A 23,987-nucleotide genomic window follows, 5' to 3' on the forward strand; every position below is an offset into this window, starting at 1 on the left:
GGCCGAGGGGAGGCCCAGGTGTTCAGATGCGCAGCCAGGTCGCCGTGTCCTGCGGGAGGCGCCCCGACTCGTCCAGGGGGCCGCTGGCCAGCAGGAGGCGGGAATGGGCGGGCAGTTCGCAGGGCGTGGGGGCCAGGTTGACGACGCAGGCCAGGCCCGGCTCACGTACGAAGGCCAGCACACCGTCGTCCGCCGGCAACCAGGTCAGCGGGCCGTCGCCGAAGCCAGGTTCGATGCGGCGCAGGCGCAGGGCGCTCCGGTAGAGCGTGAGCATGGAACCGGCGTCCGCCGCCTGAAGGTCGGCGGCATACGCGGGCCAGCCGTCGGGCTGGGGCAGCCAGGGGCCGGTCATTGCCCCGAAGCCCGCGTGCGGTTCGGCGGCCGTCCAGGGCAGCGGCACCCGGCAGCCGTCGCGACCAGGGTCGGTGCCGCCGGAGCGGAAGTGCATGGGGTCCTGGATGTGCTCCCGGGGGATGTCGGCCTCGGGCAGGCCCAGCTCGTCGCCCTGGTAGATGTAGACCGCTCCGGGCAGGGCCAGGGCCAGCAGGGCCGCGGCGCGGGCACGGCGGGTGCCGAGCGCCAGGTCGGTGGGGGTGCCGAACACCTTCGTGGCGAAGTCGAAGCCGGTGTCCGCGCGGCCGTAGCGGGTGACCGTGCGGGTCACGTCGTGGTTGCACAGGACCCAGGTCGCGGGGGCGCCGACCGGGGCGTGCTCGGCGAGCGTGTCCTCGATGGATGTACGCAGCTTGGCCGGGTCCCAAGGGCAGGACAGGAAACTGAAGTTGAAGGCGGTGTGCATCTCGTCGGGACGCAGATAGCGGGCGAAGCGCTCGGCGTCGGGGAGCCAGACCTCGCCGACGAAGACACCGTCGTACTCGTCGGCGACGGCCCGCCAGGAGCGGTAGATGTCGTGCAGTTCGTCGCGGTCGATGAAGGGATGCGGGTCGACGCCCTCGGTGAAGTCGGGCAGGGCGGGGTCCTTGGCGGGCAGCGCGGCGGAGTCGATCCGTACGCCCGCCACTCCCCTGTCGAACCAGAACCGCAGGACGTCCTCGTGTTCCTGGCGCACCGCCGGGTGGGCCCAGTTGAGGTCGGGCTGTTCGGGGGCGAAGAGGTGGAGGTACCACTCGCCGTCCTCGACGCGGGTCCAGGTCGACGCGGTCGCCGAGAACTGCGAGGGCCAGTCGTTGGGCGGCAGTTCCCCGTCGGCACCACGGCCGGGACGGAAGTGGAAGAGCTCGCGTTCGGGCGCGCCGGGGCCCGCTGCCAGTGCCGCCTTGAACCATACGTGCTGGTCGGAGACGTGGTTGGGGACGATGTCGACGATGGTGCGGATGCCGAGCGCGCGGGCCTCGGCGATCAGTTTCTCGGCTTCGGCGACGGTGCCGAAGGCCGGGTCGATGACGCGGTAGTCGGCGACGTCATAGCCGCCGTCGACCATGGGCGAGAGGTACCAGGGGCTGAACCACAGGGCGTCCACGCCGAGTTCGGCGAGGTAGGGCAGCTTGGCCCGGACGCCCGCGAGGTCGCCGGTGCCGTCGCCGTCACCGTCCGCGAAGCTGCGTACGTACACCTGGTAGATGGCGGCCGAGCGCCACCAGGAGGCATCGGTCGGGGAGGTGACTGCCACGTGAGGGTTCCTTTCGGGCAGGTGGGACCCCGCCGCCGTGGCTTGGAGCGGTGGCGGGGTGGGTGCGTGGGACGGGCGCGGGGGTCAGCCCTTGAGGCCGCCGGCGGTCAGGCCGCTCATGATGTTGCGCTGGAAGATCAGGAAGATGATCAGGGTCGGCAGCGAGGCGATGGCCAGGGCGGCCAGGAGCCAGTTCTCGGAGACGCTGGCGGCCAGGGAGTAGATGCCGACGTTGACGGTCTGCTTGCCGGGGTCGGGCAGGGTGAGCATCGGCCAGAGGAAGTCTTTCCAGACCGCGACCACCGCGAAGATGGACACGACGCCGAGGATCGGCCGGGACAGCGGCAGGACCACCGAGCGCAGGGTGCGCAGGGTCGAGGCGCCGTCGATGGCGGCGGCGTCCAGGAGCTCGCGCGGGATCGAGTCGAAGAACCGCTTGAGCAGGAAGATGTTGAAGGCGTTGGTGACCGAGGGAAGCCAGATCGCCCAGGGCGAGTTGATGAGGTTGCGCTCCACGACGGGCACGTCGAGGACGGTCAGATACTGCGGTACGACCAGGACGGTGGCCGGGATCATCAGGGTGAGGAGCATCGCCCCGAGGATGGCCTTGCCGAACACGGGCCGCAGTTTGGAGAGCGAGTAGGCGGCGGCCACGTCGAAGATCAGCTGGAAGGCGAGCGCGCCGAACGCGTAGTACAGGGTGTTGAACAGGAGCCTGGCCAGGTCCATCACGCCCCAGGCGTCCGCGTAGTTCTGCGGGTGGACGGCGTCGGGGACCAGGGTGGGCGGTGTCTGGGCGAATTCCTGCGGGGACTTGAGGCCGCTGGTGACCATCCAGTAGAGCGGGCCGATAAAGACCAGGGTGAAGAGGACCGTCACCACGGTGAAGGCCGTCCAGTACAGGAACTTGCCTCGCGGCCGGGCCAGTTGGGCCGGAGAGATCAGGGTGCGTGTGCTCATGTCCGTCGTCTCCCCCGGCTAGTCTTCGCTGCCGGCGCGGCTGAGTCGCGCGTACGCCGCCGAGAATCCGGCGAGCAGTACGAGCAGGACCAGGCCGAGCGCCGCCGCGCTGCCGTAGTTGTTGAAGGTGAACGCGTACTGGTAGATGAGGTGGACGACGGTCAGGGTGGCGCCCTCGGGGCCCGCGCCGCCGGTGAGCAGGAACGGCTCCACGAACACCTGCATCGTGGCGATGATCTGCATGAGCAGCATCAGCGAGAGGATCAGCCGGGTCTGCGGGATGGTGACGTGCCAGATGCGGCGGAAGATGCCGGCGCCGTCCAGCTCGGCCGCCTCGTACAGCTCTCCGGGGATCGACTGCAGCGCGGCCAGGTAGATCAGTGTCGCGCCGCCCATGTTCATCCAGGTGGCGGCGATGACCACGGAGAGCATCGCGGTGTCGGTGTCCTGCAGCCAGGCCTGTCCGGGCAGGCCCACGGCTTCCAGGATGCGGTTGAAGAGGCCGTATCCCGGGTCGTAGAAGTACTTGAAGAGCAGGACCGATGCCACCGGCGGCAGCATCACCGGGAGATAGACGAGCAGCCTCAAGTAGCCGCGTCCGTGCCGGAACTCATTGAGTATCAGGGCGATGGCGAAGGGCACGGCGAAGCCGAGGAGAAGCGCGAGCCCGGTGAACAGGAAGGTGTTGCGCCACGCCTGCCAGAACGCCGGGTCGTTGAAGATGTAGGTGAGGTTGGACCAGCCGGCCCAGACCGTCTCGCCGTTCTCGGTCTTCTGGAAGGCCAGGATGAATTCCCTGACCATCGGATACCAGGAGAAGACCGAGAAGCACAGGAGAGCGCCGATCAGGAAGGCGTGGGCGGTGAGGTTGCGCTTCAACGCCCGGCGGAACGCGCCGTGTTCGGGGCCGGGGGCCCGGCCGCCCGTCGGGAGGGACGGCCGGGCCTTTTTCTCGGAGAGGGTGGGAGCGGACATCACTGGTTGGCCAGGACCTGGTTGACCTGCTGTTCGGCGGTCTTCAGGAGCTTGTCCGCGTCGGCGTCCTTGTTGGTGAGGACGGCCGACATCAGCGTGTCGAGGACCTTGTAGACCTCTTGCGCCTTGGGCGGCTCGGCCTTGCCCGTGACCGGCTTGTCGGTGAACGCCTGGAAGTTCTCGACGGGCATCGTCGAGCTCTCCTTGCGGGCCTTGTCGTCCTTGGCCCTGCTGTCACCGGTCCAGAAGTTCGGCTGCGGCAGGCCGACGGGCAGGCCGTCCGCCTTCGTGCGGGCCCAGTCGAACTGGCCCTTTCCGACGCTGAGGAACTTGAAGTTGATCCACGCGACGGCGGCCTTGATCTGGTCGGGCGAGCTGCCCTTTTTGATCATGTAGTCGTTGCCGCCGAAGAGCGTGGCCTTCTGGCCGGGTATCGGACCCATCCCGAAGTCGTCGTACTTCGCGCCGAGGTTCTGCACCATGTACGTGATGTCGTCGGGCGCGGCGAGGAACATGCCGAGCTTGTCGGAGGCCATCTGCTTCTGCAGGTCGCCCCACTTGAGAAGCTGGGTCTTGCCCATGCTGTTGTCGTCCCAGCGCATGGCCTTGAGGTTGTCGACGATTTGCTTGCCGGTGTCGTTGTTGAACGCGGCCTTGGTGCCGTCCTCGGTGACGATGTCGCCGCCGAGGCCGTAGGTGGTGGCGGTGAAGTGCCAGCCACCGTTGTTGCCCGCGCTGTACTCGCCGAAGCCCGAGACACCGTCGCCCAGGGCGGCGATCTTCTTGGCGGCGGAGCGGACCTCGGCCCAGGTCTGCGGGGGCGAGTTGGGGTCGAGTCCGGCCTTCTCGAAGAGCTTGCGGTTGATCAGCAGGCCCATCGTGTAGTTGCTGTAGGGCAGGCCGTAGAGCTTGTCGTCCTTCTTCATGACGTTGAGGACGTTGGGGTCCATGTCCTTCAGCGCCGGCACGGATTTCTCGTTCACGTACGCGCTGATGTCCTGGGCTCCGTCATTGTCCAGGACCTGCTGCAGATCGGTGAAGTAGGTGTAGAAGACGTCCGGTTGGGACTTCGCCTTCAGCATCGCCGTGAAGCGGGGAGGCTCCAGGCAGGGGTCGGTCTGCTTCCCCTGGATCGTGACGTTCGGGTACTTCTCGTTGAACGCCTTGACGTCCTCCTTCCACTGCTTGAGCTCGGCCTTCTCGGCGGCCGGCGGCATGCAGTCGATGGTGAGCGTCACCTTGGTCTTCGGGTCCAGCGGAGCCGCGGCGTTGGCCGCGTCGGCACCGTTGTCCCCGTCGGAGTCGCCGTCACTGCTGCTGCTGGTGCCGCAGGCGGCCAGGGCGGTGAGGGCGAGCGCGGAGGCTACGGCGATCGTGCCCGTACGGCGGCGGGCGCCGGTCGTACGGAGAGTGGTGCGGCGGCGGATACGGCGAAGTGGCATCCGGGAGCTGCTCATCGGTGGACCCCTTTGGACAGCGCCGCCTGCCCGTGGAGGCAGGGACGGCATGGCAGGAGCTGGGAAGCCCACAGCTGCGCGGACTGTGTGGCGGCGCTTACTCAAGCACCGTCGACAGAACAGCGCAATATCTCGCGCGATGATTGAAAGAAATTGACAGCGGAAACGCGATGATCTCCCGTCGGCCGACCCGGCCCTCCTGCGAGCTCCGGGCTCCTGCGGGCTCCTTCGCCTACGCCTGCGGCGGCTGCCCCGTCGAGCCCCGGACCACCAGCTCCGGCTCGAAGAGCAACTCCTCGGTGGGCACCGCGCTTTCGGCGATCTGCAGCGTGAGCAGCTCGACCGCCGCGCGGCCCATGGCCTCGATCGGCTGACGCACCGTGGTCAGCGGGGGATCGGTGCAGGTCATGAACGCGGAATCGTCGTAGCCCACCACCGAGACGTCCTGCGGGACGCCCAGGCCGCGGCGGCGGGCGGCGCGCACCGCGCCGAGCGCGAGAGGGTCGCTCGCGCAGACGATGCCGGTGACCCCCTCGTCCAGCAGCCGCGCGGCGGCGGCCTGGCCGCCCTCGATCGAGAACATCCCCCGCGAGACATGCCGCTCGGGCAGCTCTTCACCGGCCTGCTCCGCGAGCGCACGGGCCGCGGCGAGCTTGCGCTGCGAGGGCATGTGGTCGGCGGGGCCGAGCACCAGGCCGATCCGGCGGTGGCCGAGCGTGGACAGATGCCGCCAGGCCTGCTCGATCGCGACCGCGTCGTCACAGGAGACCGCCGGGAAACCGAGCCGCTCGATCGCCGCGTTCACGAGGACCACCGGGATCTTGCGCGCGGCGAGCCGCTTGTAGTGCTCGTGCGGGGCGTCCGCCTGCGCGTACAGCCCGCCGGCGAACACGACGCCGGACACCTGCTGCTGCAGCAGCAACTCGACGTAATCCGCCTCGGAGACCCCGCCCTTGGTCTGCGTGCACAGCACGGGGGTCAGCCCCTGCTGGGCGAGCGCACCGCCGATCACCTCCGCGAAGGCCGGGAAGATCGGGTTCTGCAGCTCGGGCAGCACCAGGCCCACGAGCCGGGCCCGCTCGCCGCGCAGCTGCGTGGGACGCTCGTACCCCAGGACGTCCAGGGCCGAGAGCACGGACTGCCGGGTCGCGTCGGAGACCCCCGGCTTGTTGTTGAGCACCCGGCTGACCGTGGCCTCGCTGACCCCGACCTTCCGCGCCACCTGAGCTAGTCGTCGCGTCATGCGCGCAAGAATACTGCAATTCTTGCGTTCTGTTTGCGTGCTTGCTGAATCCGTTTCGGAGGCCGCGGGTGATGTGCGCAGCACACCGGGCAGGACCGAACGGGTGAGGGAGGATCGTTTCGGCGGCTGATTGCTGTCCAATCAGGTATCACTGCTGGTCAGCGCGGGAATGCCGGGATGCGTTCACGTGCCGGTCCCTGTTCCGGCAAGATCCAGCAAAGGAAACGATCCATGCGTCTTCGTCACTCACTGGCCGCCGTGGCCGGTGCCGCCGCCCTTCTCCTGACCGTGCCCGCCTCCGCCCACGCCACCGAGGGCGACTTCACCTACACGTACGTCGACAGCACCGGCGAAGAGGGGCAGGCCACGCTCCACGACCCGAGCAGCGGCGAGTGCGTCACGTTCGACGAGGCGGCCCGGGAGTACGACCAGCCGCCGGCCCACTCCCCCAGGAACCGCACCGCTTCGTACGCGATCGCCTTCACGAACGCCGACTGCACCGGCGAGCAGTTCACCATGCGCCCGCACACCGGCGGCGCGAGCGAGCGGCTGAAGATGCGATCGGTGTTGTTCTCCTGACCGGTCCGTGCGCATTCCGCGCTCAGGGCACGCGGGCGACCGCGACGTAGAAACCGCTCAACTCGGCCTTCGGTGCCGGCGAATCCTTGTACCAGTGCGTCGCCGTCACCAGGCCGGGCTCGACCAGTTCCAGCCCCTCGAAGAAGCGCTCGACCTCCGCGCGGCGCCGCATCCGCAGCGGCACCTGACCCTTCTTGTAGGTGTCGGTGACGGAGTCCGCGAGCTTGGGGTGCTCGTCGGTGGTGCCGTGGGACAGCACCAGAAAACTCCCGGACGGCAGAGCGTTCACCAGGGTGCGCGTGAGGCCGTAGGGGTCCTCCTCGTCGGGGATGAAGTGCATCAGGGCGATGAGGGAGAGCGCGATGGGCCGCTCGAAGTCCAGGAGTTCGCGCGCATGGTCGAGGATCGCCTCGGGCCTGCGCACATCCGCCTGCACATAGTCCGTGGCGCCTTCCGGGCTGCTGACCAGCAGGGCCTCGGCGTGCCGCAGCACGATGGGGTCGTTGTCGGCGTACACGACCCGGGAGCTGGGCGCGATCGCCTGGACGATCTGGTGCAGGTTCGGCGCGGTGGGAATTCCGGTGCCGATGTCGAGATACTGCCTGACACCGTTGTCAGCGAGCCAGGCCGCGGCACGCTGCATGAACGCCCTGTTCCGCGCCGCGTTCGCGCGTGCCTCGGGCGGCAGCTTCTGGCCCAGCTCCTGATCGACCAGGTAATTGTCCTTGCCGCCCAGCAGCCAGTCGTAGACGCGCGCGGGGTGCGGCCTGCTGGTGTCGATGGGGACCTGTGTGTCGTCTGCTGTCATGCGTGGCTCCCCTACGTGTCTGACCCGCCAGGCAAGGATCTTCCGACCCTACAGGCCACGAGGTCAACTGTTCTGGCTGGTCGAAGAGTTGCTCGCGCCGACGGTCAGAGCTGCCGGAGATGGTCGCGCAGGCTGCGCGCGACCTGCGCCATGAGGGCATCGGCGCCGGGCTGCGCGCCGGCCGGCACCAGGGACTCGGTCAGGGCCGCGACGGCGAAGGTCTGGCCGTCGGAGTGCTCGACGACGCCGATCTCGTGACGCAGGTTGAGGAGACTGCCGGTCTTGGAGGACCACGTGCTCGCGTCGGAGCTGAAGTCCGGGGTGAGCCGGTGCCTCAGCACGTTGTGGGCCATGAGGTCACGCAGCCGCTGTGCCACGTCGGGGTGGACCTTCGACGGCGTCCACAGGGCCTGCAGCAGGTCGACGAAGGTGCGGGCGCTGCCCGTGTTGGCCCGGGTGGTGTCGAGCTGCGGCACCCGGTGGCCGCGGCCGCTGGTGCCCGCGTCGATGGCGAGGGCGTGGGCGAGGTGGACCTGATCGGCGTCGAAGCGTTCCACCGGGGTGTCGGACAGCTCGTCCACGATGTGCCGCACGGCGATGCCACGGATGTCGAACTCGTGCAGCATGGCGGCTACTTGGGCGGGCGGGGTGAGCTCGAACAGCGCGTCGGCCGCCATCCCGTCACTGAGGCAGGTGCTCAGGTAGAGCAGATCGTCGATCGCGATGCGGGCGGGGTGACGGAAGCGGCTCAGCCCGGTGGGTCCGGGCGTGGTGACCCGCCCCGGCCGCACGTCGAGCATCGTCGCCCCGTCGAGCTCGCCCCGCCGGATCCGCTCGAGCGTCGCCAGCGCGAGCGGGACCTTGACCAGGGAGGCCGACGGCAGGTGGGTGTCCGCGTCGATCCCCAGTTCATCCCCCGTGTGCAGGTCGCGGACGAGCAGACAGCCGCGCAGGCCTCCGTCGCGCAACTGCTGACGCAGTTCACGCAGCAATGCCTCGGTGCTCACACCACCGCGCAAGTAACCACTCATGCCTCCCCCACCTCCATGCCGACATTGTCGCCCCCGATCATCGCGCCGCTCCTGCCAGGGCCCCGGTCTGGGCGCTCGCGCCCAGGCAGCGGCCGATGGCGTCGCCCAGGCGCGCTTCGATGTGCTGCGGATTGCCGTCCGCCGCGGCGGCCAGGGCGTACCCCCGGCCGAGCGCGACCTCGCCGATGGGCCGCCAGGTGAGGGCGAGTTCCTCGGCCTGCGCGAGGGAGCACAGCAACAGGTCGCCCGAGCACAGGACTTCGGCCGCGGCGCTCGTCAGGTCGGGCGCGGCGACGAGCTGCGCGGGCCGCAGGCCGAGCGCGTCGCGCAGGCGCGTCAGGGGGTCGCGGATGTGCGGCACGTCGTCCTCAGGCTGGATCCACACACGGCGGGCCGGGCCCGAAGAGGCGCGGCCGACCCGCAGCGTCTCGAGGTAGACGCGCCGCACGCCGGGATCATGGGCAGCGGCGAGCCCCAGCGGCACGGACCACGTCGCCTCGTCCGCGGGCACCGCGAGCAGCGCGGCGCGCACCTGCTGTGCGTGCAGCAGCTCCCTGCGCTGCGTCGGCGCGGCCACCCGCAGGTCGAGCGTGACACCGTGGCCGCGCGCCTCGGCGACGAGGCGGGCGAGACCGACGGTGGAGCAGATGCCGGGGACCGCGAGCCGCCAGGGCTTGCGCTTGACGGCCTCGGCCTCGTCGATGAGCACGTCCGCCGCCTGCACCAGCTGGCGGGCCGTGGGCAGCATGTCCCGCCCGAAGGGGGTGAGGACGGCGCGCCGCGACGTGCGCTCGAACAACGGCTCGCCGAAGCGTTCCTCCAGCGCGGCGACGCGACGGCTGGCCACCGACTGGGACATCCGCGCCGCGGCCGCTCCGTCGGTGAAACTGCCGTACTCGCTGACGCTGACGAACGCGCGACACGCTCCCACCAGATCCACGCCCCGGATCCTATGCCAGATCAGCATGGAACCACGCATGAGCGTATTGGACCGCATACGCACCCGACGGCGAGGGTGGCTGCGGCACTCACGACCACGTACCGGGACGGAGCCGTGCCGCCCCGTCCCCTATGCGCCCTGCCCTCGGGGCGCCCGGAGGTTTTGCCCATGCAGCACACCCGAGCCCGTCTGCGGCGCACCAGCGCCCGCCGCTCCGCTCTCGGAGCCTTCGCCACGCTCCTCGTCGTCCCGCTCGTCGCCTGCGCGGACGGTGAGTCCTCGGCTTCGTCGTCCTCGTCGTCACCGTCCACGGCGGCCACGAAGCCCGCCGGGACCACGAAACCCGCCGGGTCCTCGAAGCCGGCCACCCGCGATTTCAAGGCCCTTGAGCGCAAGTTCGACGCCCGCCTAGGCGTCTACGCCGTCGACACCGGCACCGGACGCGAGGTGACCCACAACGCCGGGGAGCGTTTCGCCTTCAACTCCACGTTCAAGGCGCTGGCCGCCGGAGCCGTGCTGCGCAAGTACTCGCTCGGCGGCCTCGACCGGAAGATCACGTACTCCACGGACGATCTGGTCGCCAACTCGCCCGTGACCGAGAAGCACGTCGACACCGGGATGACACTGGGCGAACTGTGCGACGCCGCCGTCCGCTACAGCGACAACACCGCGGCCAACCTGCTGTTCGACCAACTCGGCGGCCCCAAGGGCCTGGACGCCGTCCTGGAGAAGATGGGCGACGACGTCACGCGGATGGACCGCATCGAGCCCGACCTGAGCACCTGGGTCCCCGGCGAGAAGCGCGACACCTCCACACCGCGGGCGCTCGCCAAGGATCTGCGGGCGTTCGTGCTCGGGGACGTCCTGCGCAAGGGCGAACGCGCGCAGCTCACGAAGTGGCTGAAGACCAACACCACCGGCGACAAGACCATCAGGGCCGGTGTGCCCGAGAACTGGGTGGTGGGCGACAAGACCGGGACCGGCAGCTACTACGGCGCCCGCAACGACATCGCCGTGGTGTGGCCCCCCGACGGCGCCCCCATCGTCATGGCCATCCTGTCGAACCGCGGCAAGAAGGACGCGGAGCCCTCCGACAAGCTGGTCGCGGAAGCAGCCTCGGTGGCCGTCGACGCACTGCGCTAGCGGGACGCGCGCCTCGCGGTCGTCAGCGGGAGCCCGCCCGGCGGCCGTAGGAGAGGTACGGCACCGGCCCGTGCCCCCGGCGACCGAGCACCGGACCGGCCGGCCGGGCGCGGCAGTCCGCGCGAACCGCCGCCCCGGCCTTGTCCCCCTCCCCGCCCCCTTCCGAACGCACCGCTGCCCGCAGCGGAAAGCCCTGACAAGGAGCCCTCGATGACGGATGTCGCACCCCTCACCGACCACGGCCACAGACCCGCCGGCCCCCGCCGCGGTCCCGCCGGGAAAGCCACCCGCGTGGTGGTCGTGGCGGGCCTGACGCTCGCGCTGGCCGCGGGCATCGGGTACGCCGCGGAGCTCGGCCCCTTCGACCCGGGGCCCGCGATACCCGACCCGGAGGCGACCCGGCAGGCACATGCGTTCCTCGCCGACTGGGAGGCGGGCCGCATGTCACGGGCGGCGGCGCTGACCTCGCGCCCCGAGCAGGCGGAGCGCGTCCTGAACAGCTTCACCGCCGGGCTCGACATCAGCGAGCCGGACCTGACCCCGGGTGCGGCCAAGGCCGGTGAGGACGGCACCGTGACCGTGGCTTTCACCGCGAAGATGCCCGTCACCGGCCTCGGCACCTGGAAGTACGCCTCCGCCCTGCCGCTGCGCAAGCAGGACGACGGCACCTGGAAGGTGGAGTGGGCGCTGTCCCTCGTGCACCCAAAGCTGAGCGGCACGGAGAAGTTCCGTCTGGAGCGGGAGGACACCGCCGGGCCCGAGATCAACGACCGGGACGGGAACGCCCTGTCGAGCAAGACGCACCCCTCCCTCGGGCCGCTCCTCCCCCAGATCGCCGGGGGCGCAGGCGGGGGTCCGCGCGGCGCGGTGCGGCTCGTCGACCGGGCCTCCGGCGAGGTCAAGGGCACGGAAGCCTCCTTCGGCAAGAAGTCCGACCGTCCCGCCGATCGTCCCGTGTCCACCACCCTGGACGCCACTTGGCAGGCCGCCGCGGAGAAGGCACTCGCCGACGGGGCCGACGGCAAGGACGCCGCGCTCGTCGCCCTGCGGATCGACGACGGCGAGATCCTGGCCGTCGCCAACTCCCCCTCGTCCGGGTTCAATCGCGCCGTCTCGGGCACCTACGCGCCGGGCTCCACCTGGAAGATCGTCACCACCAGCGCCCTGCTCCTCAAGGACGCGGTCGCTCCCGACGACGTCGTGGACTGCCCCAAGTACCTCACCGTCGGCAAACGGTTCCAGAACGTGGAGACCTCCGAACACCGGGGCGCCACCTTCCGCAAGGACTTCACCACCTCGTGCAACACCGCCTTCATCAGCCTGCGCGACAAGGTCGGTGACGAGGAGCTGGGCGATGTCGCCGGGAAGTACTTCGGGGTCGGGCAGAAATGGGGCGTCGGCATCCCCTCGTACGACGGGTCGGTGCCGACCCCGCGGGATCAGACCGAGAAGGCCGCCTCGATGATCGGGCAGGGCAGGGTGCAGGCCAACCCGCTGATCATGGCGTCGGTCACCGCGACGGCCGTGTCCGGCACCTTTCACCAGCCCAGCCTGACCAGCGGCGCCAAGGACACGACGACCACCACCCCGCTGCCGCGCGAAGTCGTCACGCAGCTGCGCGAGTTGATGCGCACCACGGTCACCGACGGCACGGCCTCGGTCCTTGCCGACCTGCCCGGCGAGGTGGGGGCGAAGACGGGTACGGCCGAGGTCTCCGAGGACGCCCCCAACAACGGCTGGTTCGTCGCGTACCGCGGCAATGTCGCCGTGGCCTGCGTCGTCGAGAAGGGCGTCACGGGCGGCGCGTCGGCCGGGCCCGTCGTACGCGATCTCCTCGGCGCCGTGCCCGACGATCCGTCCTGACGGGTGGCGCGTCCGGCTGCCGGAACAGCGCCACGCCACGAGACCCGCGTTCACCGTCCGCCTCCGGGCCGACGGTAGCGGCTGACGGTCGGCGACTGGCGGCTGGCGGCGTGATCACGGCCAGGGCCTCCGCGCCTTCGCGGGGGCCGCCGCCGGGTCCGCAGGCCTGGCCGGCCGCGGCCGCCTTCGGCCCGCGGCTCGCGTCTCGCGGTTCACGCCGGGCATCCTCGCCGCCCGGCTCGCCCTCCGTACCCGGCCCGCCCTGCGCGCCCAGGGCATGCGAGCGCCTGCCGCGGGCCTCAGGAGTCCCGGCACTCCACGTGACCCCAGCCGTGGGCGTTCTTCGCGATCTTCTCACCGGCCGCGTAGGGCTTCTGGCAGTGGCAGCGGCCGGGGAACTTGGCCTTGATGACGCCGCCCGAGCCACCCTTGCCCGCCTTCGCGCCGGAGCTCTTGGCCGCACCGGAGCTCTTGCGCGGCCGGGCGGCGGGCGAGGCCGTCATGCGCTCGGGCCGCGGTTCCGGGATCGTGACCGCCCCGTGGACGGTGCCCGCGGGCTGCTGTGTCGTGGCGGCGTCGCTGGCCGCGACGTCGGCGATCGCGTTGAGGTGGTCGCCGTCCGCCTGGTGGGCCGCGACGTGCCGGAAGGTGACCGCGCGGCCCTGCAGGAGCGCGTCGATGCGCACGACGAGTTCCTTGTTGGCGACCGGCTTCTTCGCGGCGGTCAGCCAGCCGTTGCGCTTCCAGGACGCGATCCACTTGGTGACGGCGTTCATCGCGTACTGGCTGTCCATGCGGACCTCCAGCGGCACGGCCGGGTCCGTGGACTCCAACAGCTCGGCCAGCGCGGTCAGTTCGGCCACGTTGTTGGTCGTGTCACCGAGCGGCCCCGCCTCCCACCGCTGCGGGCGCTCGTCGGCGTCGGCGACCACCCAGGCCCAGGCGGCGGGCCCGGGATTCTTCTTCGCGGCTCCGTCACAGGCGGCGATGATCAAGTCAGACATCCCTCGATGATGCCAGCCCCCGGGAGACGCGAAGGTCACCGCCCCTCCGGCACCGGGCCCCGGATCTCGGGGGCGTCCAGCGCCGGGGCGATGACCGCGAAGGCCCGGTCGGTCAGCTCGGCCGGGTCCTCCACGCCGTCGCTGTCGCTCCAGCGTCGCAGCACGGCGTCGAAGGCGGACAGCGCCATGCTCGCGGCCAGCCGCGGATACAGGTCCACGCCCGCGTCACGCCCCACACGGCGCGCCACCTCTCCCGTCAGGTCGTCGCCCCACTGCGCCTGGTGCTCCAGGAAGCGTGCGCGCAGCGCCGGCGTACGCAGGATCAGCCGCACCACGGGCAGCACGCGCTCGGAGTGATCACCGCAGGCGGCCAGCGGAACCCACACCGCGTGCCGCAGCGCCACGGAAGGCCGCTCGCCCGCGGGGCGGGACGCCAGCTCCGCGTGAATACCGACGCCCATGTCGGCCAGGAACTGGACGACCACGTCCTCCTTGGAGGCGAAGTACCGGAAGAACGTCCGCCGGGAGACCCCCGCGGTGGTCACGATCTCGTCGATGGTGACCGCGTCGAACCCTTTGCGCGCGAGGAGTTGCAGCGCCGCTTCGGTCAACTCGTTCGAGACGAGCTGTCGTTTGCGCTCGGCCATGGTCACTTCGGGACGGGAGCTCACCGCGCCATGGTACACGCCATGCCTTGCATGACACTCAGAATCCCCCTTGACACTGAGTGCCACGCGCGACAACATGTGCCGCATGACGCAGCAGCAGCGCTGGACAGCCGACCAGATCACCGACCAGACCAAGCGGGTGTTCGTCGTCACCGGGGCCAACAGCGGCCTCGGTCTGGCGACCACCCGGGCGCTCGCCCGGCGGGGCGGGCACGTGATCCTGGCGGTGCGTGACGAGGAGAAGGGCCGCCGAGCGGTCGCGGAGATCGCCGCCGAGCACCCGGCCGCGAGCCTGGAGGTACGCCGCCTCGACCTGGCCGACCTCGACTCGGTCCGCGGCTTCGCCGAGGGACTGCGCGCCGACCGTCCACACCTCGACGTGCTCATCAACAACGCGGGGGTGATGGCGCCGCCTCGTACGCTCAGCAAGCAGGGCCACGAGCTGCAGTTCGCCTGCAACCACCTCGGCCACTTCGCGCTCACCAGTCTGCTGCTCGACCTGCTGACCGCCGGGAACGACCCCCGCGTGGTGACGGTGAGTTCGATCAACCACCGCCAGGCGCGCCTCCGCTTCGACGACCTGCACGGCGAGCGCGGCTACAAACCCATGGGCAACTACAACCAGTCGAAGCTCGCCAACGCCGTCTTCGGCAAGGAACTCCACCGCCGCCTCGCCGAGTCCCGCAGCCCGGTGCGCAGCGTGCTCGCCCACCCCGGCTACACCGCCACCAACCTCCAGATGGGCACACCGACCGGTCTGTGGCGGGTATTGCTCGGACGCATCGGCAACCCGCTGTTCGCCCAGCGCCCGGCCGATGGCGCGCTGCCCCAGCTGTACGCGGCGACCGAACCGGACGTGCAGAGCGGCCAGTTCATCGGCCCCGGCGGCCTGGCCGAGCTGCGCGGCGCACCGACACGGGTGCGGCTGGCCCCCGTGGCGGCGGACGAGGAGACCGGGCGGCGCCTGTGGGAACTGTCGGAGCAACTCACCGACGTACGGTTCGCGTTCCCGGCCGCCGTATAACTGTCCGGAGGCGACCACCTAGCCTCCCGGAGTGACCTCTCAGCGGTGGCTGGGGCGGATCAACTCCCATGCCTGGAGGGCGAAGTCGAGGGTCATGCCGTGGCGCTCGTACAGGGCAAGCGCGCCGCTGCTGTTGTCGGTGTCCACGCCTAGGCCGATCCGGTCACGCCCCAGCGCCGCGTAGTGCCCGAAGGCATGCCGCAAGAGGTAGCTGCCCAGGCCGTGGCCGCGGGCCTGGCGCAGCACGCCGATGTGGCCGATCCAGGCCATCGGTGTGCGGTCGTTGCGCGTGCGCAGCACCGCCGCGTCACCCACGCCCTCGACGTGCGCGATCCAGACGAGGGACCAGTCGGCGCGCTCGGCGTCGATGTCGTCCAGCCACTGCTCGTACGTGCGCGGGTGGAAGTCGAAGTGGTCGGTGAAACTCTCCTGCACCAGCGCGTGCGCGCGCCTGCGGTCAGCGTCGGCCAGGCACGGTCGCAGGGTCACACCGGGCGGCGGCTCGGGCACCTGGTCCGTGTCCTTGGACAGGGGGCGGACCATCGAGTTGTAGCGCCGGACCGGTGTCCAGCCTCGTCCGCGCAGCGCGCGCAGGTCCACCGTGGGGGCGATGTTGAGGTGCAGGCGCACCACCGCCCGGTCGGCTCCGTTGGTTGCGGCCCGCTCGGCGGCACGCGCCTCCATCAGCTCCAGAAGGTGCTGAGAGGCCTGGGGCCGGCCGGGCAGCGTGAAGTACTCCGTCTCGATCTGTTCGCCGCCCGACTCATCCCACAGCAGGCCGTACGCGATCAGCCGGCCGTCCTCGAACAGCAGCCAGGAGTCGTGCTCCAGGTCGACTTCCGGGTGCTTCAAGTCGGCCTGGACCTCGGGGAGTTCGGTGTCGGCACGACCGATCTGCAGCAGGTCGATCTCATTGAGCAGCGCGCACACCGCCGCCGCGTCATCGAACGTCGCGGGGCGGACGGTCACGCCGGGAGGGAGGGTGGCGGAAGTGGTCATGGGAGCCACTCTCCGACGCCTGGGAGTGGGTCCGCAACGGACTTTCGGGGACGCCGGGACCGTACCGGGACCGCGAGGGGCCCGGCACGGCCGGCTTCGGCCAGGTACTAGATGCCGAAGGGCGCCGCGTAGCGCACCATGCCGCCGGGCAGCGGGTGACCGGCGTCGAGGGCGAGGGCCATCATGGCCTCGTCCGGGACGTCGATGCTGATGCCGATGCCGTGCGTCGAGGCACGGGTGAAGCCGAACCGCGGGTAGTACTCCGGGTGCCCGAGAACGGTCACGAAGCGCTCGCCCCGGTCCTTGGCCGCGTCGAGCGCGGCACGGATCGCGGCGGAACCCGCGCCCGTCTTCTGGTACTCGGGGAGTACGGCGACGGGGGCCAGGCACAGCGCCGGGGTGTCCCCGATGTGACAGCGGGTCAGGAGCGCGTGTCCGACGAGCTTGCCGTCCTGGTCGGTGGTCACGACGGACAGTCCGTCGATCCACGCGGGGTCGGCGCGCAGCGCGTCGACGAGGTCGGCTTCCGCCGGGGTGTCGAACGCGGCGACGACGACGGCGCGGACGGCGGGGATGTCGGCGCTGGTCTCGGCGCGCGTGATCCAGGTGTTGGTCAGGTTGGTGCTCGGGTTGTTGCTCATGATGGAAGAAGATCCATTTCATGGTGGGTTCGTGTGGGTGGGTGCCTCGCGAGCTCACGCTCCCGGCGAGGCGAATCCGGCTGGGGTCAGGCCACGACCCGGGACGTGAGGGCGGTCCGGGCGGTGCGCACGGCAGTGGCCTCGAGCGCGGTCATCAGCCCCAACTCCCTACATCCTCGATCCGGAACACACGAACGCCGACGATTTTATCATCCGGTCGCTTTCGGCCACGTGGCGCGCGGGACGCGGGCGCGGGGCGGGCCAGGACTCCCCGCCCCGGGCCTCACGTACTCAGGAGAAGATCGCGTGGACCTGGTCGACCGCTTCGGGCCCGTAACCGACGACGCCCACCGGCACCGCACCATCGATCGCCTCGATGATGCGCCCGGCCCACACGGGTCCGAATCCACCGCAGAGCTCGATCAGCTGAACCCCCTCGTCGACCAGGCGGCGCGCCGCCGCGATGCCCTCCTCCGGCTTGGCCACCCCCACCAACACCGTGCGGCACTGCCCTGTGTCGACGACGTTCACGTCGCCCTTCGCGTCGCTGCCTGCCGCGGTGTAGATGAAGCCCCAGCTGGTGAGCGCCATGAGCGCTGCCCCCTCACTTCCGGTCGCCCGGAGTCGGTCATCGGCGTCGAGGCCACGCGAACGGTGCGACCCCTTGAATGTTCTATGCCATGCCCCATAAGTTACCGATCAGTATCGGCGGTCGCCCGGTCCGCGGCCCCTCTTTGCCGCCTCAAGAGCGGCGCTAGTCGGCCCAATCGACCCCAATCGATCCGAGGGAGCCACCATGCCCACACTCGACCGCCAGGACGACGTCTTCGTCCTCGACCTCGGGGACGGCGAGAACCGTTTCCACCCCGACTGGCTCGCCTCCGTCGACGCGGCGCTCGACGAGGTGGAGAAGGCGGACGGGCCGCGCGCCCTGGTGACCGCCGCGACGGGGAAGTTCTTCTCCAACGGCCTCGACCTGGACTGGCTCCTCGCCCACGCCGACCAGCACCAGGACTACGTCACCACCGTCCAGGCCCTGCTGGCGCGTGTGCTGTCCCTGCCGGTCGTCACCGTGGCCGCGCTGCAGGGGCACACCTTCGCGGCCGGGGCGATGCTCTCCCTGGCACACGACTTCCGCGTGATGCGTGCCGACCGCGGCTTCTGGTGCCTGCCGGAGGCCGACATCAACATCCCCTTCACCCCGGGCATGTCCGCGCTCATCCAGGCCAGGCTGACCCCGCAGACCGCACACGAGGCCATGACGACCGCCCGGCGCTACGGCGGCCACGACGCCCTGGCCGCCGCGCTGGTCGACCGGGCGGTGGAGGAGGACGCCGTACGCCGGACCGCCATGGAGATGGCCCAAGCCCTGGTCGGCAAGGCCGGTCCCACTCTCGGCACCATCAAGACCCGTATGTACGCGCCCGCCCTGACCGCCCTGCGCGACAAGGACAACCCTCTCGGCTGACACCGGCAGCCGCTGCGCGAAGATGCATGAATGAACCTCGCCCACTCCCTCGTCGGCCACTGGAGCAGCCTCCCGTTCTCCTACGGCGTCATGGAAGCCTCCGAACTGGGTCTGCTCGGCGACGGCCGGGGCTGGAGCTCGTGGTTCAACTTCGAGGCGCTGTGTGTCACGCGCCTTGTCTGGAGGTGCCCGGAGCCGGGAATCGTCGAGCTGCGCGCGCAGTGGATCGTGGAGGGGACACTCGTCGACGGCCCCGGCCCGCCGGCGTTCTCCCGGGTGGAGTCGACCACGCAGGTGGATGACGTCACCCGCCACCGGTTCGTCATCGAACCGGCCGCGCCTCTACCGGGAGCGGATGCCGTGCCGGCGCTCACCTTCGACGAGGCGGTCGAGTTCTGCCACCAGTACGCCAGGAGGCCCGGGCAGATCCGGCCCGAGGACGACCCTTCTCACCACCTGCTCGACACGGCCCGGGAGGCACAGCCGTGAACACCGACGCCGCCACCGGCCTGCTGCACCTGATCGCCGCCGAGCCGACCTTGCTCGCCGCCGCGCCGCCCGGCACCCCCGACGAGATCCTGCTGCACCGCGCCCGCGACGAACACCACCCCTGTCTGGCCTGCGGCCGCCCGGCGAACTGCGCCGTCATCGTCCACTCCCCCGCGGACGATCGCGTACTCGACCTGTGCTCGCCCTGCTGGGACACGGTCCGTCAGGCCAATGAGACGGGCAGCCAGGCGTAGAGAGGGATGGACGGGGGACTCGGGACCGAGGCAGATTGTGTGCCGCTCGGGACCGAGGCAGAACGTGCCGGCATGCACACGGGCTTCCGCGACGACCACAGGGAGGCGCGATGTCGACGCAGACCCATCGCCTCATCATCCACGAGCTCGCACGGTGCGAAGAGTGTGCTGTGCTGCGTGTGAGCGGTGAACTCGACCGGAGCGGCGAGAAGTTCTTCCTGCGCACTCTCGGCGCCTCCGTGATGGCGGGTCATCGACATCTCGTGCTCGATGTGACGGCCCTGGTGTTCTGCGATTCCCGTGGGCTCAACTGCCTGCTCGGGGTGCGGTGGCTGCTGCGGCGCCGCGAGGGGCAGTTGCTGCTGGCCGGAGCGGGGCGGCATCTCGCCGAACTGCTGACGGTGACCGGCAGCACGGAGATCTTCCCCCGCTATCTCACGGTCGGCCAGGCCCTGTTGACCCTGCCGCCCGCGCACCGCCCGACGTGGCCGCCCACGCCCGCACCCCGCTCGGACGGCAAGCCGACCGATTCCCCGCCGCTCGGTTCCTGAGCAACTCGGTTCCTGGGCACTTCGGCTCATGCGCACTCGCGGCACAACCCTTGACGTGCCCGCGAGGCCCCCGAACAATGATCGCACTCTGACAACGTTGTCTACGGGAAGGTCGCGCACGATGCCGCAGCACGCCTGGGGAACCACACGCCGTCAAGCTCTGCAGCTGCTCGGGGTGTCCGGTGCCGCGGCGGCCTTCCCGCTCGCCCTCGGCACAGGACCGGCAGCGGCCGCCGCGGAGGCACGAGCGGAGCCGGAGACGGCGACGGAGGCGGACGCCGTCGCGGACACGTACTACCGAGTCCTGCTCTCCCACACGCGCTGGTCCGAGACCCAGTGGGACGCCGCCCAGGGTCACTACACCAACAAGGACTTCGGCTTCGCCGTCGTGCTCGGCAACGCGGTGCTGCTGACCCGCGGCCCTTACGACGCCGAGCGCGCCGGAGTCACCAAGGACACACTGCGCACCCGTACGCTCGCCACGCTGAAGCACTTCGCGGCCTCGAACCGGCTGACGGGCGGCAGCCAGTGGGGCCGCAAGCTCTTCTTCGACACCACCTTCCAGTCCTATTTCGTCCTGGCGGCACGTCTGCTCTGGGACGATCTCGACGAGGCGACGCGGCGGAACGTCGACACCATCGTCCGCGAACAGGCCCAGTACACCGAGGCGTTGGGCACGGACGACGACCCTGACTCCGGTGACTGGTCTCCGCACGGGCTGACCGGCGGCTTCAAGGGCGACACCAAACTCGAGGAGATGGGCATCTACGCCCAGGCGCTCGCCCCTGCCCTGGCCTGGGCGAGCGACGACCGGCGGCAGGACGCATGGCGTGCCGCTTTCGGCCGGTGGAGCCGCAACGAGGCGGGCCTGCCCGCGGCCGATCTCGCGAACCCCGCCCGGGTGGACGGTGTCGCCGTCAGCGAGAACACCGCGCAGAACCTGTACGACACCTTCATCGTCGAGAACCACGGGTCCTTCGGCCCGCACTACCAGGAAGAGCTCTGGCGCACGTCCGGCCGCAACTCCGCCCACTTCCTCGCGGCGGGCCGGCCCCTGCCCGAAGTGCTGACCGCCCAGCCCAACGCCGCTCCGCTGTGGCGCACGCTGCTCGGCGTGATGAGCGACGCGGGCGAGCCCCTGATGCCGATGGTCGCGGACCGCGAACACCTCTACGGCCGCGACATCATCCCGCTCGCCTTCCTGGCCCAGGTCGTCGGCGACCGGGCCGCGGCCGCCTGCGAACGCGCGCTCGCCGAACGCCTTGAGGGGTATCAGCAGTATCCGCCGCAGTACCGCATCGCGAAGTTCTCCGGCGAGCCCAAGTACGAGCCGGAGGCGCGCGCCGAGCTGGCCATCAGCTACCTCCTCCACGAGTGGCGGGACCGGTCGGGGCAGCGACGCGTCCGTCCCCTTTCCCAGGGCGAGCTCTTCGAGCAGGCCCGCGGCGTCACCGACCACGGCGTGGGCCCCGGCCTCGTATCCCACCAGTCCCCCGGCGCCTGGGCCGGCGCCGTCACCAAGCCGGGCCTCGTGAAGTTCGCCTGGCAACCGGCCCACGACGACTGGCTGTTCGCGCTCAGCGGTCCGACGCCCATGTTCCTGCCGAGCACGCGGGCGAAGGTCGTCGAACGGTCCGCGGTCACATACACGCGACTGCGGGACGGCTTCGACGGCAGCGCGAGCCTGCTGACCCTGGACCACGGCTTCGCGGGGTTCACCACGCTGCCGTCGGGCGCAGTGGTCTACGCGACGTCCGGCACGGCGGACGGCGAGGGCCACCTGGAGGTGCGCAATCTGTCCATGGACGGCGTACCGGGACTGGACGGCAGCCGTACGTATCGCGCCGCCGAGGGAAGTACCACCGTCAAGGCGAAGTCCGGGGACCAGTCGTCAGCCGGGGCGCGCACCGACGAACTCAGCTTCCCTCGGGGAGAGTTCCGGCACCTGCGCATGCTGGGGGTGCGCCCCGACCCGTCGTACGGCTACTCGCTTTACGCCTTCGAGATACGTGACGGCGCCTCGGGCGACGACCTGGCCCGCGAGGGCGGGGCGAAGGCGTCCGCCTCCTCCTTCGAGCCGGGCAGGGAACCCGCCTTCACGATCGACGGCAACGGTTCCAGCCGCTGGGCGGTGTCGCGCGCGGACCGGCCACGGGCCGACAGCTGGATCGCCGTCGACCTCGGTTCCTCCCGGTCCGTGGACCGCGTGACGCTGCGCTGGGAGGCCGCGGCCGGGCGCGCCTACCGGCTCCAGGGGTCGGCCGACGGGCAGGAGTGGAGTGACCTGGTCGCCTGGCCGCGACCGGATCTGACCAGCCGCGGGCGGTGGCTGGACATCGACGGCCGCGCCGGTCTCGTCGTGCGCGGCGGAGCCCATCCGATCGCGGTGTACGGCGACACGGTCGTCCTCTCGGACGGCCCGGCCGAGAGTCTGCTGATCGAAGGGCTCCCGGGCGCGACGACGGACGAACTGCGCGCGGCGGCCGCCCGCAAGACGCCCTCGACGGACTCCGGGAGCGTCAAGGCGGCCCTCACCGAGCACCATCTGAGCCTCTTCAACCTCTCCGCCGAGGCCGTGACCACGACGGTGACGATCCCTCGCGCGCCCTTCTCCCGGGAGGTCCGGCTCTACGAGGGAACGCAGACCCTTACGGCGTCCGGCACGTCTCTGCGCATCGAACTCCCGGCCGCCGCAGCCGTGTTGGCGCCGCCCCGCATCACCCTGTCCGCGAACCGCCTGCCCGTCGGCCTGCGGGCCGAGGTCGTCGACGGCGGCACCGTGCGGCTGAGCGGTCCCGCCTGCCGGGTCACGGTCTCGGCGCAGGGCAGAAGGGTCGGCGCCACGGTGCGCGCCGGCCGCACGACCACGGTCACCGTGCCCCGCGCAACGCCGTACCCCAGCAGCGACCTGGCGCTGGGCCGCAACACCTTCCCGACCTCGCCGCTGCCGCCCGGCATGACGGACCCGCGGGCCGCCGTGGACGGCGACGAGACCACCGCGTGGCAGGCCGGCCAGGACGACCGCATGGTCGTCGACCTCGGCAGCGAGCAGCACATCAGCGAGATCCGCACCCGGTGGCGCGGCGGCCATGTCCCGTCCTCGCAGGTGGAGTTCAGCCTGGACGGCCGTACGTACGAGGGCTCCGCCCGGCTGTCGAAGCGCGGCACCCTGCGCGTCGACCGCACCGCACGCTATGTGGCACTGCGTATCACCGCCCGCTCCGGGGGTTCCCTGACGGCGTTGAACGTCACCGCGCGGTGAGGCCCGACGGCTGACTGACGGATATACAGGGTCGACGGGTCAGATCACGATGACCCGTCGGCCCCGCGAGTGCCCCGCACGGCTGTCGATGTGCGCCGCCGCGGCCTCGGCGAGCGTGTAGGACTTCTCGACCGGGATGTGCAGCCTTCCGTCCGCGATGAGGGCGGCGGCCTCGGTCAGCGCGTCCGGCACGCTGCCGGCCACGCCGGAGAACCGGACGCCGAACTCGGGCGCACCGAGATCCGCGATGGAGATCACCTTGCTCGGGTCCCCGGTCAGCTCGACGAGTTCGCGGAGCACGCCGGAGCCGGCCAGATCGAGGGCCGCGTCGACCTGCCCGAGCTCCCGCACCCGCGCGACCCAGCCATCGCCGTACGTCGTGGCGTGGGCACCCAGGCCACGCAGATAGTCCTGGTTCGCGACTCCGGCCGTGCCGATCACCGTGATGCCGCGGTCCCGGGCTATCTGCAGGACCGTCGATCCGACTCCCCCGGACGCGCCGCTGACCAGCAGCGTCTGCCCGGGCCGTACGCCGACCTCGCTGATGACGCGCAGCGCGGTTTCCACGACGGAGGGGTACCCGGCCGCCTCCTCGAACGTCAGGCCCTCGGGCATGCGGGCCCAGGCCGACAGGACCGCGAACTCGGCATAGGTGCTCGCCCCTTCGCCGAACACGTGGTCGCCGACGGCGACCCCCTGGACTTCCTCACCGACCTCGTCCACCACCCCCGCGGCGTCCAGCCCGACCCCGGAGGGCAACACGGTCGGATGCGCGCCCAGGACCTGGCCTTCGCGAATTCTCCAGTCGACGGGGTTCACCCCCGCCGCCCGCACGACGACGCGTATCTGGCCGGGGCCCGCGTGGGGCTCCTCGACATCCAGGAGTTGCAGGACCTCGGGACCGCCGAACTCGGCGAAGCTCACTTTCTTCATGCGGCAGACCGTAACACTAACCGTTAGTGTTTTAGAACAGTTAGCTTTTAGGAGCGATTACGGCT

At 70.6% G+C, this 23,987-nt stretch carries 23 protein-coding genes; 9 read left to right on the forward strand and 14 right to left on the reverse strand.

The window, feature by feature from the left end:
- Positions 1 to 22: 22 nt before the first annotated feature.
- The 5 genes from AB0I66_RS07965 to AB0I66_RS07985 all read right to left on the reverse strand — a co-directional run bounded on the left by AB0I66_RS07965 (position 23) and on the right by AB0I66_RS07985 (position 6,265).
- Positions 23 to 1,630 carry a glycoside hydrolase family 13 protein gene (locus tag AB0I66_RS07965; RefSeq protein WP_363206904.1) on the reverse strand — a complete coding sequence of 536 codons (1,608 nt, stop codon included), beginning with the start codon at positions 1,628 to 1,630 and terminating at the stop codon, positions 23 to 25.
- Positions 1,631 to 1,714: 84 nt separating this feature from the next.
- Entirely contained in the window at positions 1,715 to 2,590 is an 876-nt protein-coding gene (locus AB0I66_RS07970) for a carbohydrate ABC transporter permease (protein ID WP_363206905.1), read from the reverse strand.
- A gap of 18 nt (positions 2,591 to 2,608) precedes the next feature.
- Positions 2,609 to 3,565: a sugar ABC transporter permease gene (locus tag AB0I66_RS07975; RefSeq protein ID WP_363206906.1), complete on the reverse strand. Its 957-nt coding sequence runs from the start codon at positions 3,563 to 3,565 to the stop codon at positions 2,609 to 2,611.
- The gene (locus tag AB0I66_RS07980; RefSeq protein ID WP_363207836.1) at positions 3,565 to 5,007 is read right to left on the reverse strand and encodes an extracellular solute-binding protein; all 1,443 of its coding nucleotides are present in this window, start codon (positions 5,005 to 5,007) and stop codon (positions 3,565 to 3,567) included. Before AB0I66_RS07980 ends, AB0I66_RS07975 begins: the two co-directional genes overlap by 1 nt.
- A gap of 247 nt (positions 5,008 to 5,254) precedes the next feature.
- Positions 5,255 to 6,265 (reverse strand): LacI family DNA-binding transcriptional regulator, encoded by a 1,011-nt coding sequence (locus AB0I66_RS07985; protein ID WP_363206907.1) that lies wholly within the window; start codon positions 6,263 to 6,265, stop codon positions 5,255 to 5,257.
- Positions 6,266 to 6,496: 231 nt separating this feature from the next.
- Here AB0I66_RS07985 and AB0I66_RS07990 point away from each other — a divergent pair, with 231 nt between their 5' ends.
- A complete protein-coding gene (locus AB0I66_RS07990; RefSeq protein ID WP_363206908.1) occupies positions 6,497 to 6,844 on the forward strand; it encodes a hypothetical protein in 348 nt (115 codons plus the stop codon).
- 22 nt (positions 6,845 to 6,866) lie between these two features.
- On the opposite strand, the gene AB0I66_RS07995 is transcribed toward AB0I66_RS07990, so the two are convergent.
- From AB0I66_RS07995 to AB0I66_RS08005, 3 genes are all read right to left on the reverse strand, one after another.
- A complete protein-coding gene (locus tag AB0I66_RS07995; protein WP_363206909.1) occupies positions 6,867 to 7,652 on the reverse strand; it encodes an SAM-dependent methyltransferase in 786 nt (261 codons plus the stop codon).
- 104 nt (positions 7,653 to 7,756) lie between these two features.
- The gene (locus AB0I66_RS08000; protein WP_363207837.1) at positions 7,757 to 8,659 is read right to left on the reverse strand and encodes a serine hydrolase; all 903 of its coding nucleotides are present in this window, start codon (positions 8,657 to 8,659) and stop codon (positions 7,757 to 7,759) included.
- A 61-nt stretch (positions 8,660 to 8,720) separates the two neighbouring features.
- Positions 8,721 to 9,623, reverse strand: a complete 903-nt coding sequence (locus tag AB0I66_RS08005; protein WP_363206910.1) for a LysR family transcriptional regulator — start codon at positions 9,621 to 9,623, stop codon at positions 8,721 to 8,723.
- 168 nt (positions 9,624 to 9,791) lie between these two features.
- Between AB0I66_RS08005 and bla the strand changes: the two genes are divergently transcribed.
- Positions 9,792 to 10,766, forward strand: a complete 975-nt coding sequence (bla, locus tag AB0I66_RS08010) for a class A beta-lactamase (RefSeq protein WP_363206911.1) — start codon at positions 9,792 to 9,794, stop codon at positions 10,764 to 10,766.
- A gap of 210 nt (positions 10,767 to 10,976) precedes the next feature.
- Positions 10,977 to 12,629 (forward strand): penicillin-binding transpeptidase domain-containing protein, encoded by a 1,653-nt coding sequence (locus AB0I66_RS08015; protein ID WP_363206912.1) that lies wholly within the window; start codon positions 10,977 to 10,979, stop codon positions 12,627 to 12,629.
- A gap of 299 nt (positions 12,630 to 12,928) precedes the next feature.
- Here AB0I66_RS08015 and AB0I66_RS08020 read toward each other — a convergent pair whose 3' ends face one another.
- A complete protein-coding gene (locus AB0I66_RS08020; RefSeq protein ID WP_363206913.1) occupies positions 12,929 to 13,633 on the reverse strand; it encodes a ribonuclease H in 705 nt (234 codons plus the stop codon).
- 35 nt (positions 13,634 to 13,668) lie between these two features.
- A complete protein-coding gene (locus tag AB0I66_RS08025; RefSeq protein WP_363207838.1) occupies positions 13,669 to 14,280 on the reverse strand; it encodes a TetR family transcriptional regulator in 612 nt (203 codons plus the stop codon).
- A 106-nt stretch (positions 14,281 to 14,386) separates the two neighbouring features.
- Here AB0I66_RS08025 and AB0I66_RS08030 point away from each other — a divergent pair, with 106 nt between their 5' ends.
- A complete protein-coding gene (locus tag AB0I66_RS08030; RefSeq protein WP_363206914.1) occupies positions 14,387 to 15,325 on the forward strand; it encodes an oxidoreductase in 939 nt (312 codons plus the stop codon).
- Between the two features lie 39 nt (positions 15,326 to 15,364).
- Here AB0I66_RS08030 and AB0I66_RS08035 read toward each other — a convergent pair whose 3' ends face one another.
- The 3 genes from AB0I66_RS08035 to AB0I66_RS08045 all read right to left on the reverse strand — a co-directional run bounded on the left by AB0I66_RS08035 (position 15,365) and on the right by AB0I66_RS08045 (position 17,556).
- Complete coding sequence (locus tag AB0I66_RS08035; RefSeq protein WP_363206915.1) at positions 15,365 to 16,324, reverse strand: GNAT family N-acetyltransferase; 960 nt, start codon at positions 16,322 to 16,324, stop codon at positions 15,365 to 15,367.
- A gap of 107 nt (positions 16,325 to 16,431) precedes the next feature.
- Positions 16,432 to 16,965 (reverse strand): N-acetyltransferase, encoded by a 534-nt coding sequence (locus AB0I66_RS08040; RefSeq protein ID WP_363206916.1) that lies wholly within the window; start codon positions 16,963 to 16,965, stop codon positions 16,432 to 16,434.
- A gap of 291 nt (positions 16,966 to 17,256) precedes the next feature.
- A complete protein-coding gene (locus AB0I66_RS08045) occupies positions 17,257 to 17,556 on the reverse strand; it encodes a DUF6506 family protein (protein ID WP_363206917.1) in 300 nt (99 codons plus the stop codon).
- Between the two features lie 205 nt (positions 17,557 to 17,761).
- Here AB0I66_RS08045 and AB0I66_RS08050 point away from each other — a divergent pair, with 205 nt between their 5' ends.
- From AB0I66_RS08050 to AB0I66_RS08070, 5 genes are all read left to right on the forward strand, one after another.
- A complete protein-coding gene (locus tag AB0I66_RS08050) occupies positions 17,762 to 18,433 on the forward strand; it encodes an enoyl-CoA hydratase-related protein (RefSeq protein ID WP_363206918.1) in 672 nt (223 codons plus the stop codon).
- A 30-nt stretch (positions 18,434 to 18,463) separates the two neighbouring features.
- Positions 18,464 to 18,922 (forward strand): hypothetical protein, encoded by a 459-nt coding sequence (locus tag AB0I66_RS08055; RefSeq protein ID WP_363206919.1) that lies wholly within the window; start codon positions 18,464 to 18,466, stop codon positions 18,920 to 18,922.
- Positions 18,919 to 19,176 carry a hypothetical protein gene (locus AB0I66_RS08060; protein ID WP_363206920.1) on the forward strand — a complete coding sequence of 86 codons (258 nt, stop codon included), beginning with the start codon at positions 18,919 to 18,921 and terminating at the stop codon, positions 19,174 to 19,176. Before AB0I66_RS08055 ends, AB0I66_RS08060 begins: the two co-directional genes overlap by 4 nt.
- A 110-nt stretch (positions 19,177 to 19,286) precedes the next feature.
- A complete protein-coding gene (locus AB0I66_RS08065; protein ID WP_363206921.1) occupies positions 19,287 to 19,727 on the forward strand; it encodes an STAS domain-containing protein in 441 nt (146 codons plus the stop codon).
- Between the two features lie 121 nt (positions 19,728 to 19,848).
- Positions 19,849 to 22,989 (forward strand): discoidin domain-containing protein, encoded by a 3,141-nt coding sequence (locus AB0I66_RS08070; protein WP_363206922.1) that lies wholly within the window; start codon positions 19,849 to 19,851, stop codon positions 22,987 to 22,989.
- A gap of 39 nt (positions 22,990 to 23,028) precedes the next feature.
- Here AB0I66_RS08070 and AB0I66_RS08075 read toward each other — a convergent pair whose 3' ends face one another.
- Complete coding sequence (locus AB0I66_RS08075; RefSeq protein WP_363206923.1) at positions 23,029 to 23,922, reverse strand: NADP-dependent oxidoreductase; 894 nt, start codon at positions 23,920 to 23,922, stop codon at positions 23,029 to 23,031.
- Between the last annotated feature and the right edge of the window lie 65 nt (positions 23,923 to 23,987).

The organism is Streptomyces sp. NPDC050439 (assembly GCF_040655335.1).
Classification (GTDB): Bacteria; Actinomycetota; Actinomycetes; order Streptomycetales; family Streptomycetaceae; genus Streptomyces.

Excerpts from the sequence above, each read along its gene's own strand:
- AB0I66_RS07970 (WP_363206905.1), bottom strand. The coding sequence starts at position 2,590 with ATGAGCACACGCACCCTGATCTCTCCGGCCCAACTGGCCCGGCCGCGA.
- AB0I66_RS07975 (WP_363206906.1), bottom strand. The coding sequence starts at position 3,565 with ATGTCCGCTCCCACCCTCTCCGAGAAAAAGGCCCGGCCGTCCCTCCCG.
- AB0I66_RS07980 (WP_363207836.1), bottom strand. The coding sequence starts at position 5,007 with ATGCCACTTCGCCGTATCCGCCGCCGCACCACTCTCCGTACGACCGGC.
- AB0I66_RS07985 (WP_363206907.1), bottom strand. The coding sequence starts at position 6,265 with ATGACGCGACGACTAGCTCAGGTGGCGCGGAAGGTCGGGGTCAGCGAG.
- AB0I66_RS07990 (WP_363206908.1), top strand. The coding sequence starts at position 6,497 with ATGCGTCTTCGTCACTCACTGGCCGCCGTGGCCGGTGCCGCCGCCCTT.
- AB0I66_RS07995 (WP_363206909.1), bottom strand. The coding sequence starts at position 7,652 with ATGACAGCAGACGACACACAGGTCCCCATCGACACCAGCAGGCCGCAC.
- bla (WP_363206911.1), top strand. The coding sequence starts at position 9,792 with ATGCAGCACACCCGAGCCCGTCTGCGGCGCACCAGCGCCCGCCGCTCC.
- AB0I66_RS08015 (WP_363206912.1), top strand. The coding sequence starts at position 10,977 with ATGACGGATGTCGCACCCCTCACCGACCACGGCCACAGACCCGCCGGC.
- AB0I66_RS08020 (WP_363206913.1), bottom strand. The coding sequence starts at position 13,633 with ATGTCTGACTTGATCATCGCCGCCTGTGACGGAGCCGCGAAGAAGAAT.
- AB0I66_RS08025 (WP_363207838.1), bottom strand. The coding sequence starts at position 14,280 with ATGGCCGAGCGCAAACGACAGCTCGTCTCGAACGAGTTGACCGAAGCG.
- AB0I66_RS08030 (WP_363206914.1), top strand. The coding sequence starts at position 14,387 with ATGACGCAGCAGCAGCGCTGGACAGCCGACCAGATCACCGACCAGACC.
- AB0I66_RS08035 (WP_363206915.1), bottom strand. The coding sequence starts at position 16,324 with ATGACCACTTCCGCCACCCTCCCTCCCGGCGTGACCGTCCGCCCCGCG.
- AB0I66_RS08040 (WP_363206916.1), bottom strand. The coding sequence starts at position 16,965 with ATGAGCAACAACCCGAGCACCAACCTGACCAACACCTGGATCACGCGC.
- AB0I66_RS08045 (WP_363206917.1), bottom strand. The coding sequence starts at position 17,556 with ATGGCGCTCACCAGCTGGGGCTTCATCTACACCGCGGCAGGCAGCGAC.
- AB0I66_RS08050 (WP_363206918.1), top strand. The coding sequence starts at position 17,762 with ATGCCCACACTCGACCGCCAGGACGACGTCTTCGTCCTCGACCTCGGG.
- AB0I66_RS08055 (WP_363206919.1), top strand. The coding sequence starts at position 18,464 with ATGAACCTCGCCCACTCCCTCGTCGGCCACTGGAGCAGCCTCCCGTTC.
- AB0I66_RS08065 (WP_363206921.1), top strand. The coding sequence starts at position 19,287 with ATGTCGACGCAGACCCATCGCCTCATCATCCACGAGCTCGCACGGTGC.
- AB0I66_RS08070 (WP_363206922.1), top strand. The coding sequence starts at position 19,849 with ATGCCGCAGCACGCCTGGGGAACCACACGCCGTCAAGCTCTGCAGCTG.
- AB0I66_RS08075 (WP_363206923.1), bottom strand. The coding sequence starts at position 23,922 with ATGAAGAAAGTGAGCTTCGCCGAGTTCGGCGGTCCCGAGGTCCTGCAA.